Genomic DNA, 13,984 nt, shown 5'->3' on the forward strand with positions numbered 1-13,984 from the left:
GGGAGAATGGTGCATCCGGGAGGATTCGAACCTCCGACCGCTCGGTTCGTAGCCGAGTACTCTATCCAGCTGAGCTACGGATGCAAAATGGCGGTGAGGCGGGGATTCGAACCCCGGATGCAGCTTTTGACCGCATACTCCCTTAGCAGGGGAGCGCCTTCAGCCTCTCGGCCACCTCACCACACGCCTCTTACGAGTGCTTCGAAGAACTTGTTTCTGCTCATCGTCGCTGCGTGGCGCACATATTACTTTCTGGGACTTATAAGTCAAACAATTTTTCCCAGCCCTGAATCGATTGCACACTTCGCAGACAATTAGACTGCAAAAAGCGCAAAAAGGATGTTTTATCAGCAGATTTTAGCAGGCGCGGCCGCTGTAGCTGGCGGAGGCGGTTCAGCCCCATGGCGATAAAAAAGCGCAGAATAGTCAAAGAATTTGCACGTGCGGATGCACAGGGAAATTAAAAGGAAATGATAGTGTCACGAAAGAGGAGGAAAATAGCGGGAATGAACCGCGCCTCGCCGGGGGGCGAGACGCGATAATATCAATAGCTGGACTGCTGGGATTTTTCAGCCTGGATACGCTGGTAGATTTCTTCACGGTGAACGGACACTTCTTTAGGAGCATTGACCCCAATACGTACCTGGTTGCCCTTAACGCCTAAAACAGTCACAGTGACCTCATCCCCTATCATGAGGGTCTCACCAACTCGACGAGTCAGAATCAGCATTCTTTGCTCCTTGAAAGATTAAAAGAGTCGGGTCTCTCTGTATCCCGGCATTATCCATCATAAACGTCAAAAAAGTATGTGATGACCAGTATCTGAAGCGACAGCTATCACCACTATTACTTTCTGTTAAACGTAAGTTTAGCCGATATACACAACTTCAACCTGACTTTATCGTTATCAAAAGCGTAGTGGCAAAAATGCCACAACCTGAGTCATGGCATTTGCCTGCGCTTTTTCGTTATTTACAGCTTCGCACTTACCCAGGTTTTAACGCTGGCCAGTGCTGCGGGAAGCGCTGACGCATCGGTACCGCCGGCTTGCGCCATATCCGGTCGACCGCCCCCTTTGCCCCCCACTTGTTGGGCTACCATTCCTACCAGTTCCCCTGCTTTCACGCGGTCGGTCACATCCTTAGACACACCCGCAATCAGAGAAACCTTACCCTCTGCCACCGTAGCCAGCACGATTATAGTAGAACCTAACTGATTCTTCAGATCGTCGACCATGGTACGCAGCATCTTCGGCTCAACGCCTGCCAGTTCGCTGACCAGCAGCTTCACGCCATTGATGTCTTCGGCTTTGCTGGACAAGCTTGCGCTCTCCAGGGCTGCCTGTTGTTCTTTCAGGTGTTGCAGCTCTTTCTCAAGCTGACGCGTTTTATCCAGAACGCTGCGCACTTTCTCGCCCAGGTTCTGGCTGTCGCCTTTCAGCAACTGCGCAATGTCATGCAGCTGATCGCTTTCCGCGTGCAGGCTGGCAATCGCCCCTTCGCCGGTGACGGCTTCGATACGACGCACGCCAGCGGCGGTGCCGGATTCCGACACAATACGGAACAGGCCAATGTCACCGGTACGTGAGGCGTGAGTCCCGCCGCACAGCTCCGTTGAGAAATCGCCCATGCTCAGCACGCGCACGCGATCATCATATTTCTCGCCGAACAGCGCCATTGCGCCCTTCGCGCGTGCGGCTTCCAGTTCCATGATATTGGTTTCGATCGGCAGGTTACGGCGGATTTGCGCGTTCACCAGATCTTCAACCGCACGGATCTCTGACGGTTTCATCGCTTCGAAATGCGAGAAGTCAAAGCGCAGGATCTTGTCGTTAACCAGAGAACCTTTCTGCGCCACATGCGTACCCAGCACTTCGCGCAGCGCGGCGTGCATCAGGTGCGTGGCGGAGTGGTTCAGACGAATACGTTCGCGGCGAGCCTCGTCAACTTCCGCTTTTACGCCATCGCCCAGCTTCAGCACGCCGGACGCCAGTTTGCCCTGGTGGCCAATTGCCTGACCGTATTTCTGCGTGTCAGTAACGGTAAAGGTGAAGCCATTGCCTTTCAGCTCGCCCTTATCGCCCACCTGACCGCCGGATTCGGCGTAGAAAGGCGTTTCATCCAGCACCACCACCGCATCCTGACCGACTGTGATGGCGTCTACCGCTTTACCGTCGACAAAGAGCGCGGTGACTTTTGCGGTCAGCTCAAGGTGGTCGTAGCCTTTGAATTCGGTGCTGCCGTCAACGCGGATCATCGCATTGTAATCGGCGCCAAAACCGCTGGATTCACGCGCGCGACGGCGCTGCTCTTCCATTGCGGCTTCGAAGCCCGCTTCGTCCACTTTCAGATTACGCTCACGGCACACGTCGGCGGTCAGATCCACCGGGAAACCGTAGGTATCGTACAGACGGAAGGCGGTTTCACCGTCCAGCGTGTCGCCGGTCAGCTTCGACAGCTCTTCATCCAGCAGCGCCAGGCCACGCTCCAGCGTGCGGGCAAACTGCTCTTCTTCGGTTTTCAGCACCTGCTCAACCTGCGCCTGCTGGCGTTGCAGATCTTCCCCTGCCGCGCCCATCACCGCGATCAGCGGACCGACGAGTTTGTAGAAGAAGGTGTCTTTCGCGCCCAGCATGTTGCCATGACGCACCGCGCGACGAATGATGCGGCGCAGCACGTAGCCACGGTTTTCATTCGACGGCAGCACGCCATCCGCAATCAGGAAGGCACAGGAACGAATATGGTCGGCAATGACGCGCAGGGATTTGTTGCTCAGATCCGTCGCGCCCGTCACTTTCGCTACGGCTTCGATAAGTTTGCTGAACAGATCGATATCGTAGTTAGAGTTCACATGTTGCAGTACGGCGGCAATACGCTCAAGGCCCATACCGGTATCCACGGACGGCTTCGGCAGCGGTTCCATGGTGCCATCGGCCTGGCGGTTGAACTGCATAAAGACGATGTTCCAGATCTCAATGTAGCGGTCGCCGTCTTCTTCCGGGCTACCCGGAGGCCCGCCCCAGATGTGATCGCCATGATCGTAGAAAATCTCGGTGCACGGGCCGCACGGACCGGTGTCACCCATCTGCCAGAAGTTGTCGGAAGCGTATGGCGCGCCTTTGTTATCACCGATACGGATGATACGTTCGCGCGGAATGCCGACTTCTTTTTCCCAGATGTCGTACGCTTCGTCGTCAGTGGCATACACGGTTACCCACAAACGCTCTTTCGGCAGGGCAAACCAGTTTTCACCGGTCAGCAGTTCCCATGCGAACTGAATGGCTTCGTGTTTGAAGTAATCGCCGAAGCTGAAGTTACCCAGCATTTCGAAGAAGGTATGGTGACGCGCGGTGTAACCGACGTTTTCCAGGTCATTGTGTTTACCGCCCGCACGCACGCAGCGCTGCGAGGTGGTCGCGCGGGAATAATTACGCTTGTCGAGACCAAGGAATACATCCTTGAACTGGTTCATCCCGGCGTTGGTAAACAGCAGAGTCGGGTCGTTATTTGGAACCAGGGAGCTGCTGGCAACTACCTGATGGCCCTTACTATGGAAAAAGTCGAGAAACGCCTGACGGATCTCAGCGGTGCTCTTGCTCATAATTATCCTGAAATCAAGCTAACGTATTATCGTAGCCGGCGGTTGACTGCGTAGAGAACGCCGCCAACTACCGGAAAAAGTGGGAATAAGATAAGTTTTCTTTACTGCGAAGTAAAATCCCGTATGCAGTCAATCATCAAAATTTCGCCACAGCGCCTGAATATCTTCCATCATAAAGCCGCGGTACATCAGAAATCGCTGTACTTTCACTTTATCGGCGAAGGCGGTGGGCAGCGGCTCGCCATATTTGCGGTAGGCCTGCTCGCGGGCCAGCGCCGTCCAGTCAATATCACACTCGCGCATCGCCGCCTGCGCGGCTTCCCGGCCAATGCCTTTCTGGTTCAGCTCCTGGCTGATGCGCGACGGGCCGTAACCTTTGCGCCCGCGGCTGGCAATAAACTGGCGGGCGAAACGATCGTCATCAAGGTAGCGATTTTCAAAGCACCAGTTGACGACGTTATTGATATCTTCTTCGCTGGCATCCACCGGCTCCGGCCCGGTTTTGGTCATAACGGGCGCGGTGAGTTTGCGGCGAAACTCCTGTTCGCTGTGATCGCGCATCGCGAGGATACGCATTGCCCGATCCAGTAACCGGGCATAGGCGGAACGACGGGGCGTAGTATCAGAATCAGACATAGCACACCTGCTGGGAATGGAATAGCAAAAGGGCTGCATAAGCAGCCCTTTTTATCGGTTACATAAGATTATCAGAAATCTTCGTCGCCTTCTTTCGCGTGTTCATCGTTGTCATCAACGGTGAAGTCAGGCTTGGTATCCGGATTACTGAGCAGCGCGTCACGCACTTTCTTCTCAATTTCCTTCGCCGTTTCCGGGTTCTCTTTCAGCCAGGTAGTGGCGTTCGCTTTACCCTGACCGATTTTCTCACCGTTGTAGCTGTACCATGCACCTGCTTTCTCGATGAACTTCTCTTTCACGCCCAGGTCAACCAGTTCGCCGTAGAAGTTAATACCTTCCCCGTAGAGGATCTGGAATTCAGCCTGTTTGAACGGCGCGGCGATCTTGTTCTTCACAACCTTCACGCGGGTTTCGCTGCCCACTACGTTATCGCCCTCTTTCACCGCGCCGATACGGCGGATGTCGAGACGCACGGAAGCGTAGAATTTCAGCGCGTTACCACCGGTGGTGGTTTCCGGGTTACCGAACATCACACCAATTTTCATACGGATCTGGTTGATGAAGATCAGCAGCGTGTTGGATTGCTTCAGGTTACCCGCCAGTTTACGCATCGCCTGGCTCATCATACGTGCCGCGAGGCCCATGTGAGAGTCACCGATTTCGCCTTCGATTTCGGCTTTCGGGGTCAGCGCTGCAACGGAGTCAACCACCAGCACGTCAACGGCGCCTGAGCGCGCGAGCGCGTCACAGATTTCCAGCGCCTGCTCACCGGTATCCGGCTGAGAACACAGCAGGTTATCAATATCCACGCCCAGCTTACGTGCGTAGACAGGATCCAGCGCATGTTCAGCATCGATAAACGCACAGGTTTTACCCTGACGCTGCGCCGCCGCGATAACCTGAAGGGTTAAGGTTGTTTTACCTGAGGATTCCGGCCCGTAGATTTCTACGATACGGCCCATCGGCAAACCGCCTGCGCCCAGTGCAATATCCAGAGAAAGCGAACCGGTGGAGATAGTTTCCACATCCATGGAACGGTCTTCACCCAGGCGCATGATGGAGCCTTTACCGAATTGCTTTTCGATCTGGCCCAGTGCTGCCGCCAACGCTTTCTGTTTGTTTTCGTCGATAGCCATTATTACTCCTGTCATGCCGGGTAAAGCAGGTGGTGCTCAACCGGGAATTCTTAACTGTTGCGGCAATTATACTGTATGCTCATACAGTATCAAGTGTTTTGTAGAAATTGTTGCCATAGCGTTTGCAGGGCATAAGCCGTGGCCTGACGACGCACATTTTCGCGGTCGCCGCTGAAGCATTCACAGCGGGTGATCCCCTCGCCTGCGGCGCTGGCAAAGCCAAACCACACGGTGCCGACGGGCTTGGTAGCTGTGCCGCCGTTCGGTCCGGCAATGCCGCTGATGGCGATCGCATAGTCCGCGCGGGCGGCTTTAATGGCGCCTATCGCCATCTCAACCACCACCGGCTCGCTCACCGCGCCATGCTGTTCCAGCGTGGCGGGCTTAACGCCAATCATCTGCGCTTTCGCTTCGTTACTATAGGTGACAAAACCGCGTTCAAACCAGGCGGAACTGCCCGCAATATCGGTGATGACTTTCGCCACCCAGCCACCGGTGCAGGATTCCGCGGTCGTTACTGTAGCGCCCCGCGCTTTGAGCGCCTGTCCGATACGCTCGCTCAGATGCATCAATTCACTGTCTGTCATCATGACTCCCGTAAGTGAATAAAAACATGGCAGACAAGATAGCATCTTCTCAATAAAGGTGGGGGCGGGAAGTCGATTTTACGAGGGGGCTTCAGAAAAAAGGCCAGCGGACGCCGGCCTTTATCGTTATTACTTAACGCGCGACAGCGCTACTGTCTGACCGAGCTGCCAGACGGCCATTGCATAGTGGGTGCTGTGGTTATAGCGGGTAATGGCGTAGAAGTTCGGCAGACCGTACCAGTATTCGTAGCCGGTGCCCACATCGAGGCGCAGCAGGCTCGCTTCCTGATGATTACCCAGCGATTGCTGCGGCGTTAAGCCCGCCGCCGCCAGCTGCGCAACGCTGTATTTGGTTTTGAAGCCGTTCGCCAGCCCCGGCGCCTGCCCGATGGCCGGTACTGCCACCAGATCGCCTTTCACCCAGCCATGCTCTTTGAAGTAGTTGGCCACGCTGCCGATAGCATCCACCGGATCCCACAGGTTGATATGCCCGTCGCCATTAAAATCAACGGCATACTCTTTATAGGAGGACGGCATAAACTGTCCGTAGCCCATCGCCCCGGCAAAAGAACCTTTCAAATCGAGCGGATCGTCGCTCTCATCGCGCGCCATCAGCAGGAAGGTTTCCAGTTCGGAAGAGAAATAGGCGGCCCGGCGCGGATAGGCGAATGACAGGGTTGCCAGCGCATCCAGAATGCGGGTTTTACCCATCACGCGGCCCCAGCGGGTTTCCACGCCGATGATGCCGACGATGATTTCCGGCGGCACGCCGTACACCTGCCACGCGCGATTCAGCGCATCTTCATATTGATCCCAGAAGGCAACGCCATTTTGCACGTTATCCGGCGTGATGAACTGTTTACGGTAACGCAGCCAGGCACCGGTTGGCCCTGAGGGTACGCTGGCGGTCGGCGCCTGGCGATCCATCAGGCGCAGCACGGAATCAAGGCGCTTCGCCTGCGAGAGGATCTCATGCAGTTGCTGACGGTCAAAACCGTGTTTGCTGACCATCATATCAATGAACTGTTCAGCCGCCGGGTTGTTGGCAAAATCGCCGGCCGGATTGAGCATAGTATGCTGCGGCTCCAGCAGGAATCCGCCGGCAGGCGGCGTGCCCGCAGTGGCGGGAGCCTGAGTGGATTTTGGTTTACTGCTACAGGCGGAGAGCAGAACCAGCACAGGTAAAAGAGCTGCGTAACGACGCTTAAACATGGGACATCCATATAAGATAACGAATTCGGCGAGAGGGAATTATGGTAAAGCATCTGCCTGTCCACAAGGAAGCGGCAAAGAGAAGTCGCCGCAACATTCTCCTGCGCCCCGCCTAAATCTTGCAAAACGAACGTTTACTCCCCTTCTTTTCCTTAAAATCTTTCATTTCGATCATTTTATCTTTCATAATGAGATCTGAATAACACTTTCAAACCTTTCAAAGTGATTATTATTAGCCGTGCAAAAGACCCTACCCTGGAGGAGAAAAGAATGATCGAAACCATCACGCACGGCGCCGAGTGGTTTATCGGGCTGTTTCAGAAAGGTGGCCAAGTATTTACCGGCATGGTGACGGGCATTCTGCCGTTGCTGATCAGTCTGCTGGTGATCATGAACGCGCTGATTAACTTTATTGGTCAGCAACGCATCGAACGACTGGCGCAGGGCTGCGCCGGTAATCCCGTTACCCGCTATCTGCTGCTGCCGCTGGTCGGCACTTTTGTGTTCTGTAATCCGATGACGCTCAGCCTGGGCCGTTTTATGCCGGAAAAATACAAGCCGAGCTATTACGCCGCCGCGTCCTATAGCTGCCACTCGATGAACGGCCTGTTCCCGCACATTAATCCCGGCGAACTGTTTGTCTATCTGGGCATCGCCAGCGGCCTCACTACGCTGGGTTTACCCCTCGGCCCGCTGGCGGTGAGCTACCTGCTGGTCGGCCTCGTCACCAACTTCTTTCGCGGCTGGGTCACTGACCTCACCACCGCCATTTTTGAGAAAAAAATGGGCATTCAACTGGAGCAGAAAGTCCGCCTGGCAGGAGCAACATCATGACGCGCATTGTGATTGAAAAGGGCACCGGCGGCTGGGGCGGCCCGCTGACGATTGACGCCACCACGCCGAAAAAAATCGTCTATATCACGGCCGGAACGCGCCCGGCCATCGTCGACAAGCTGGCGCAGCTTACCGGCTGGCAGGCGGTGGACGGCTTCAAAGAGGGAGAACCTGCGGAAGCAGAGATCGGCGTGGCGGTGATCGACTGCGGCGGCACCCTGCGCTGCGGCATCTACCCGAAACGCCGTATCCCGACGGTGAATATCCACGCCACCGGCAAATCCGGCCCGCTGGCGCAGTACATCACCGAAGACATTTACGTCTCCGGCGTGAAAGAGGAAAACATTCGCCACGAACAGGCTGCCACGGCAAATCCTGCGCCGCGGGATTACGACACCAGTAAGAAGATCACCGAGCAGAGCGACGGCCTGCTGGCGAAAGTCGGCATGGGGATGGGCTCGGCGGTGGCGGTACTCTTTCAGGCCGGGCGCGACACCATTGATACGGTGCTGAAAACCATCCTGCCGTTTATGGCGTTCGTCGCGGCGCTGATCGGCATCATCATGGCGTCCGGTCTGGGCGACTGGATCGCCCACGGCCTCGCCCCGCTCGCCAGCCATCCGCTGGGGCTGGTGACGCTGGCGCTGATCTGCTCCTTCCCGCTGCTGTCGCCCTTCCTCGGCCCCGGCGCGGTCATCGCCCAGGTGATTGGCGTACTGATCGGCGTACAGATTGGCCTCGGGCACATCCCGCCGCATCTCGCCCTGCCCGCCCTGTTTGCGATTAACGCCCAGGCGGCGTGCGACTTCATCCCGGTCGGGCTGTCGCTGGCGGAAGCGCGTCAGGACACGGTGCGCGTCGGCGTTCCTTCTGTACTGGTCAGCCGTTTTCTCACCGGCGCGCCTACCGTCCTTATCGCCTGGTTTGTTTCAGGTTTCATCTATCAATAAGAGGTCATAAACGATGTCCGTGATCTACCAGACCACCATCACCCATATTGGCGACAGCGCTGCGGAGGCGCTGGACGAACAGATGCTGATCACCTTTCGCGAGGGCGCGCCCGCCGATATTCAGGCGTTCTGCTTCATTCACTGTCACGGCGAAATGCACGGCAGCCTGCAACCTGGCGCGGTATTTGAGCTGGGGGAACAGCGCTATCCCGTTACCGCCGTGGGGGCGGTGGCGGGGGAAAACCTGCGCGAGCTGGGTCATATCACCCTGCGGTTTGACGGAGAGCGCGAGGCGGAATTTCCCGGCACGGTGCATGTCGCCGGGCCGGTGCCGTCGGCGATCCAGCCGGGCTGCATTTTAAAATTTACTGCGTAGTTGAGGAGAAAAGTATGGATCAGGTTGCCGTTGTCATTGGCGGAGGACAGACCTTAGGGGCGTTCCTGTGCCGTGGGCTGGCCGCAGAGGGTTATCGTGTGGCGGTGGTGGATATTCAGAGCGATAAAGCCGCCAGCACCGCACAGCAGATCAATGCCGAATTCGGCGAAGGTAAGGCGTACGGTTTCGGGGCAGACGCCACCAGCGAACAGAGCGTGCTGGCGCTCTCCCGAGGCGTGGACGAGATTTTTGGCCGCGTCGATTTGCTGGTATACAGCGCCGGGATCGCCAAAGCGGCCTTTATCAGCGACGTCGAGCTGGGGGATTTTGACCGCTCGTTGCAGGTGAATCTGGTGGGCTATTTCCTCTGTGCGCGGGAGTTTTCTCGGCTGATGATCCGCGACGGCATCGCCGGGCGCATCATCCAGATCAACTCGAAATCCGGCAAAGTGGGCAGCAAACACAATTCCGGCTACAGCGCCGCCAAGTTCGGTGGCGTGGGGTTAACGCAGTCGCTGGCGCTGGATCTGGCGGAGTACGGCATTACCGTGCATTCGCTGATGCTTGGTAATCTGCTGAAATCGCCGATGTTCCAGTCGCTGATCCCGCAGTATGCCAGCAAGCTCGGCATTCCCGCCGATCAGGTGGAGCAGCATTACATTGATAAAGTGCCGCTGAAGCGCGGCTGCGATTATCAGGATGTGCTCAACCTGCTGCTGTTTTACGCCAGCCCGCTGGCGTCTTACTGCACCGGGCAGTCGATTAATATCACTGGCGGTCAGGTGATGTTTTGAGAACATTCCCCGGTGGCGCTGCGCTTACCGGGGCTACAACCCTGCATGACCGTAGGCCGGGTAAGGCGYAGCCGCCACCCGGCAATTGCGGCAATTAAGGAGTCACTATGGTAACGGCACTTATCACCGTCGCCGCCATCGCCTGGATCGGCCAGCTGGCGCTGGGCGGGTGGCAGATCCGCCAGTTTAACCGCGCCTTTGAGCAGCTGTGCCAGCGCGGGCGGGTCGGCGTCGGGCGGGCTGGTGGACGCTTCCGGCCCCGCGTGGTCATCGCCGTCGCGCTGGATGAACAGCAGCGCGTGACGGACACCTTACTGATGAAAGGGCTGACGGTTTTCGCCAGACCGTTAAAAATTTCCGCGCTTACCGGCAAACATCGTGATGAATTACGCCCTGATGTGATCTTTCCCCATGATCTGCGCTGTCAGAATGCTCTATCATTAGCGCTTAAAATGAAACATGGGTAATTTCGTTGTGAACGCTTTTAGCTTGCGAAATTATCAGTTCGCAATTTCACGCAGGATCCACGCCTATGAAACCACGTCAGCGCCAGGCCGCTATTCTCGAACATCTGCATCAGCGGGGTAAATGTTCGGTAGATGAACTGGCGCAGCAGTTCGACACCACCGGCACCACCATCCGCAAAGATCTGGTGATCCTCGAACACGCCGGTACGGTGATCCGCACTTATGGCGGCGTCGTGCTTAATAAGGACGAAGCGGATCCGCCTATCGATCATAAAGCGCTGATTAACACCGCTCAGAAAGCGCGCATCGCCGAAACGGCGGTGGGCTTTATTCACGATGGTGATTCGCTGATCCTCGACGCAGGCAGTACGGTGCTGCAAATGGTGCCCCTGCTCAGCCGTTTTAATAACATCACGGTCATGACCAATAGCCTGCACATCGTGAACGCCCTGTCGGAGCTGGACAACGAGCAGACTATCCTGATGCCGGGCGGTACTTTCCGTAAAAAATCCGCCTCCTTCCACGGTCAGCTGGCGGAAAACGCCTTTGAGCATTTCAGCTTCGATAAGCTGTTTATGGGCACCGACGGCATCGATCTCAGCGCGGGCGTCACCACCTTTAACGAAGTGTTCACCGTCAGTAAAGCCATGTGCAACGCCGCGAGGGAAGTGATCCTGATGGCCGACTCCTCAAAGTTTGGTCGCAAAAGCCCGAATATTGTTTGTAGTCTGGAGAGCGTAGATAAATTGATCACCGACGCGGGAATATCTGAGGAGTTCCGCGCCGCACTGGAAGACAAAGGAATTGACGTGATTATTGCCGGAGAGAGCCATGAGTGAACATCTGTTAAATACTGCCCGCCAGACCCTGCTGCTGGAATTACAGGAAGCCAGCCGTCTGCCGGAACGCCTCGGGGACGACTTCGTGCGCGCCGCCAGCGCCATCCTGCACTGCGAAGGCAAAGTGATTGTCTCCGGCATCGGCAAATCCGGACACATTGGCAAGAAGATCGCCGCCACCCTCGCCAGCACCGGTACCCCGGCGTTTTTTGTGCACCCGGCGGAAGCGCTGCACGGCGATCTTGGCATGATTGAAAGCCGCGACCTGCTGCTGTTTATCTCCTATTCCGGTACCGCAAAAGAGCTGGATCTGATCATTCCGCGGCTGGAAGAAAAAGGCGTCGCGCTGCTGGCGATGACCGGTAAATCCCGCTCCCCGCTGGCGCTGGCCGCCAAAGCCTGGCTGGACATTTCGGTGGAGCGTGAAGCCTGCCCGATGCACCTTGCGCCCACCTCCAGCACCGTTAACACGCTGATGATGGGCGACGCGCTGGCGATGGCGGTGATGCAGGCGCGCGGTTTTAACGAAGAAGATTTCGCCCGTTCGCATCCGGCGGGGGCGCTGGGCGCGCGGTTGCTTAATAAAGTGCATCACCTGATGCGTACCGGTGACGCCCTGCCGCAGGTGCAGCTCGACACCAGCGTGATGGACGCCATGCTGGAGCTGAGCCGTACCGGGCTGGGGCTGGTGGCGGTGTGCGACAGCGCGCAGCACGTTCAGGGGGTGTTTACCGATGGCGACCTGCGCCGCTGGCTGGTGGGCGGCGGCAAGCTGGACGCCGCCGTGCGCGACGCCATGACGCCGGGCGGCGTCACGCTACAGGCGCAGAGCCGCGCCATTGATGCCAAAGAGATCCTGATGAAGCGCAAAATCGCCGCCGCCCCGGTCGTGGATGAAAACGGCGTGCTCACCGGCGCTATCAACTTACAGGACTTCTACCAGGCGGGCATTCTCTAGCCCTTCAGCCCCAGACGCTTCGCCAGCCGGTGCAGGTTGGCGACGTCCATCTCCAGCGCCCGCGCGCTCGCCGCCCAGTTATGGTTGTGGGTACGCAGGGCATTCTCAATCAGCTGGCGCTGAAAATCCTCCGTTGCCGTCCGCAGGTTCAGCGCGGCGTCGTTCACCGGCAGGCTGATGGCGGGCGTTACCGCAGGCGCGGCGTCATCGTTAAAGGCAAAGTGATGCGCTTCCAGCACCACTTCATCCCCTGCCCGCGTGGCCCGCGCCAGCACCACCGCGCGATGAATGGCATGTTCCAGCTCGCGCACGTTGCCGGGCCAGCCATACGCCAGCAGCTGCGCCCGCGCGCCGGGGCTCAGTACCACCTGCGCCAGCCCGAGCCGCATCCGGCACTGCTCGCAGAAATAACCCGCCAGCAGGATCACATCCTCGCCCCGCTCCCGCAGCGGCGGCACAAACAGCGGAAAGACGCTCAGGCGGTGGAACAGATCGGCGCGAAACCGCCCCGCCAGCACCTCCTCACGCAGATCGCGGTTGGTGGCGGCCAGTACGCGCACATCCACCCGCAGACTGCGGTCATCGCCGACGCGCTGAATATCACCGTACTGCAACACGCGCAGCAGCTTCGCCTGCAACGCCAGCGACAGCTCGCCGATTTCATCAAGGAACAGCGTGCCGTTATCGGCCATTTCAAACTTGCCGCTGCGGTTGCTGATCGCCCCGGTAAAGGCCCCTTTCACATGACCGAAGAGTTCGCTTTCCGCCACGCTTTCCGGCAGCGCCGCGCAGTTCAGATAGACCAGTGGATTCACCGCCCGTGGCGATCCGCTGTGAATCGCTTTCGCCACCAGTTCCTTGCCGGTGCCGGTTTCGCCGCTGATCAGCACGTTGAGATCCGAGGCGGCGACGATATCGATCTCTTTTTTCAGCTGCTGCATCGCCGGGGCGAGGCCGATCATCTCCTGCCCGCGCTCCGGCGTGAAGTTGCTCTCACCGGCAGGCAGCACGTTCTGACTTTCCAGTTGGGCTATCAGTAGTGCGTTATTGAGCGCCCCGGCCACCAGCGCGGCGATCAGACGCAGCGCTTCGTCGCTGAAGCCGTCGAACTGATCCGGCTCCATACCGTCAAGGGTCAGCGCACCAATCAGCTTCTGCCCGGCAAACAGCGGCAGGCCCAGACAGGCATGCACTTTCAGGCTCTCCTGACCGGGGATCAGGCCATCGTAGGGATCGGGCAGATCGCTGTCTGCGGGAAAGCGCACCACGTCCCCGGCGCGGGCAATCGCCTCCAGACGTGGGTGTCCGGCAAGGGAAAAGCGTCGCCCCAGCACGTCCTGCGCCAGCCCGTCGATAGCCAGCGGAATGAACTGGTGCGCCTCATAGCGCAGCAGCGCCGAGGCATCGCAGCCCAGCACCTGGCGCAGCGTGGCGATCAGCCGGGAAAAGCGATCCTGATGACCGATATCGCTTTGCAGTTCAATGGCGATTTTCGCCAGCGCTTCCACGGAAAAACGCATATTCACCTCACAGTCAATTTGACAATGCATAGTGTCATATTGACCATTAAAAGCATAGTCATTTTGACAAACTAC

Annotated in this window: 14 protein-coding genes and 2 tRNA genes; 7 read left to right on the top strand and 9 right to left on the bottom strand. The window is 57.6% G+C overall.

Translation table 11 applies throughout. The annotated features are described in order from the left end of the window. Positions 1-7 precede the first annotated feature (7 nt). The 8 genes from QRD42_RS00240 to mltB form a co-directional block, all read right to left on the bottom strand. Positions 8-84: transfer RNA gene (locus QRD42_RS00240), tRNA-Arg, on the bottom strand. Positions 85-88: 4 nt separating this feature from the next. After that, positions 89-181, bottom strand: a tRNA-Ser gene (locus QRD42_RS00245). 363 nt (positions 182-544) lie between these two features. Continuing rightward, a complete protein-coding gene (csrA, locus tag QRD42_RS00250; protein WP_000906486.1) occupies positions 545-730 on the bottom strand; it encodes a carbon storage regulator CsrA in 186 nt (61 codons plus the stop codon). Between the two features lie 242 nt (positions 731-972). Further along, positions 973-3,600, bottom strand: a complete 2,628-nt coding sequence (gene alaS, locus QRD42_RS00255) for an alanine--tRNA ligase (RefSeq protein ID WP_321987921.1) — start codon at positions 3,598-3,600, stop codon at positions 973-975. A gap of 129 nt (positions 3,601-3,729) precedes the next feature. Next, entirely contained in the window at positions 3,730-4,236 is a 507-nt protein-coding gene (gene recX, locus QRD42_RS00260) for a recombination regulator RecX (protein WP_072570038.1), read from the bottom strand. Positions 4,237-4,307: 71 nt separating this feature from the next. Next, positions 4,308-5,372: a recombinase RecA gene (gene recA / locus QRD42_RS00265; RefSeq protein ID WP_072570037.1), complete on the bottom strand. Its 1,065-nt coding sequence runs from the start codon at positions 5,370-5,372 to the stop codon at positions 4,308-4,310. 89 nt (positions 5,373-5,461) lie between these two features. After that, positions 5,462-5,959: a nicotinamide-nucleotide amidase gene (gene pncC, locus QRD42_RS00270; protein ID WP_321988717.1), complete on the bottom strand. Its 498-nt coding sequence runs from the start codon at positions 5,957-5,959 to the stop codon at positions 5,462-5,464. Between the two features lie 129 nt (positions 5,960-6,088). Next, a complete protein-coding gene (gene mltB, locus QRD42_RS00275) occupies positions 6,089-7,171 on the bottom strand; it encodes a lytic murein transglycosylase B (RefSeq protein WP_321987922.1) in 1,083 nt (360 codons plus the stop codon). 270 nt (positions 7,172-7,441) lie between these two features. Here mltB and srlA point away from each other — a divergent pair, with 270 nt between their 5' ends. The 7 genes from srlA (at position 7,442) to gutQ (ending at position 12,389) form a co-directional block, all read left to right on the top strand. After that, a complete protein-coding gene (gene srlA, locus QRD42_RS00280; protein WP_321987923.1) occupies positions 7,442-8,005 on the top strand; it encodes a PTS glucitol/sorbitol transporter subunit IIC in 564 nt (187 codons plus the stop codon). Next, entirely contained in the window at positions 8,002-8,955 is a 954-nt protein-coding gene (locus tag QRD42_RS00285; RefSeq protein WP_072570034.1) for a PTS glucitol/sorbitol transporter subunit IIB, read from the top strand. Before srlA ends, QRD42_RS00285 begins: the two co-directional genes overlap by 4 nt. Positions 8,956-8,968: 13 nt before the next feature. Further along, entirely contained in the window at positions 8,969-9,331 is a 363-nt protein-coding gene (gene srlB / locus QRD42_RS00290) for a PTS glucitol/sorbitol transporter subunit IIA (RefSeq protein ID WP_318364912.1), read from the top strand. Positions 9,332-9,345: 14 nt separating this feature from the next. Beyond that, positions 9,346-10,125, top strand: a complete 780-nt coding sequence (gene srlD / locus QRD42_RS00295; protein ID WP_072570032.1) for a sorbitol-6-phosphate dehydrogenase — start codon at positions 9,346-9,348, stop codon at positions 10,123-10,125. A 107-nt stretch (positions 10,126-10,232) separates the two neighbouring features. Beyond that, entirely contained in the window at positions 10,233-10,592 is a 360-nt protein-coding gene (gene gutM / locus QRD42_RS00300; protein WP_321987924.1) for a transcriptional regulator GutM, read from the top strand. 65 nt (positions 10,593-10,657) lie between these two features. Beyond that, positions 10,658-11,431, top strand: a complete 774-nt coding sequence (gene srlR, locus QRD42_RS00305; protein WP_321987925.1) for a glucitol operon DNA-binding transcriptional repressor SrlR — start codon at positions 10,658-10,660, stop codon at positions 11,429-11,431. Further along, positions 11,424-12,389 carry an arabinose-5-phosphate isomerase GutQ gene (gene gutQ / locus QRD42_RS00310; RefSeq protein ID WP_321987926.1) on the top strand — a complete coding sequence of 322 codons (966 nt, stop codon included), beginning with the start codon at positions 11,424-11,426 and terminating at the stop codon, positions 12,387-12,389. The genes srlR and gutQ overlap by 8 nt, the downstream gene beginning before the upstream one ends. On the opposite strand, the gene norR is transcribed toward gutQ, so the two are convergent. Then, positions 12,386-13,909: a nitric oxide reductase transcriptional regulator NorR gene (gene norR / locus QRD42_RS00315; RefSeq protein WP_321987927.1), complete on the bottom strand. Its 1,524-nt coding sequence runs from the start codon at positions 13,907-13,909 to the stop codon at positions 12,386-12,388. The genes gutQ and norR overlap by 4 nt on opposite strands. Between the last annotated feature and the right edge of the window lie 75 nt (positions 13,910-13,984).

Origin of the sequence: Enterobacter sp. PGRG2 (assembly GCF_030291195.1) — a bacterium.
In the GTDB taxonomy this organism is placed as follows: domain Bacteria; phylum Pseudomonadota; class Gammaproteobacteria; order Enterobacterales; family Enterobacteriaceae; genus Enterobacter_D.

What these genes read in the sequence shown, in the direction of transcription:
- srlR (WP_321987925.1), top strand. Translation starts at nt 10,658, where the DNA reads ATGAAACCACGTCAGCGCCAGGCCGCTATTCTCGAACATCTGCATCAG.
- srlA (WP_321987923.1), top strand. Translation starts at nt 7,442, where the DNA reads ATGATCGAAACCATCACGCACGGCGCCGAGTGGTTTATCGGGCTGTTT.
- mltB (WP_321987922.1), bottom strand. Translation starts at nt 7,171, where the DNA reads ATGTTTAAGCGTCGTTACGCAGCTCTTTTACCTGTGCTGGTTCTGCTC.
- recX (WP_072570038.1), bottom strand. Translation starts at nt 4,236, where the DNA reads ATGTCTGATTCTGATACTACGCCCCGTCGTTCCGCCTATGCCCGGTTA.
- QRD42_RS00285 (WP_072570034.1), top strand. Translation starts at nt 8,002, where the DNA reads ATGACGCGCATTGTGATTGAAAAGGGCACCGGCGGCTGGGGCGGCCCG.
- pncC (WP_321988717.1), bottom strand. Translation starts at nt 5,959, where the DNA reads ATGACAGACAGTGAATTGATGCATCTGAGCGAGCGTATCGGACAGGCG.
- gutQ (WP_321987926.1), top strand. Translation starts at nt 11,424, where the DNA reads ATGAGTGAACATCTGTTAAATACTGCCCGCCAGACCCTGCTGCTGGAA.
- alaS (WP_321987921.1), bottom strand. Translation starts at nt 3,600, where the DNA reads ATGAGCAAGAGCACCGCTGAGATCCGTCAGGCGTTTCTCGACTTTTTC.
- srlB (WP_318364912.1), top strand. Translation starts at nt 8,969, where the DNA reads ATGTCCGTGATCTACCAGACCACCATCACCCATATTGGCGACAGCGCT.
- recA (WP_072570037.1), bottom strand. Translation starts at nt 5,372, where the DNA reads ATGGCTATCGACGAAAACAAACAGAAAGCGTTGGCGGCAGCACTGGGC.
- gutM (WP_321987924.1), top strand. Translation starts at nt 10,233, where the DNA reads ATGGTAACGGCACTTATCACCGTCGCCGCCATCGCCTGGATCGGCCAG.
- srlD (WP_072570032.1), top strand. Translation starts at nt 9,346, where the DNA reads ATGGATCAGGTTGCCGTTGTCATTGGCGGAGGACAGACCTTAGGGGCG.
- csrA (WP_000906486.1), bottom strand. Translation starts at nt 730, where the DNA reads ATGCTGATTCTGACTCGTCGAGTTGGTGAGACCCTCATGATAGGGGAT.
- norR (WP_321987927.1), bottom strand. Translation starts at nt 13,909, where the DNA reads ATGCGTTTTTCCGTGGAAGCGCTGGCGAAAATCGCCATTGAACTGCAA.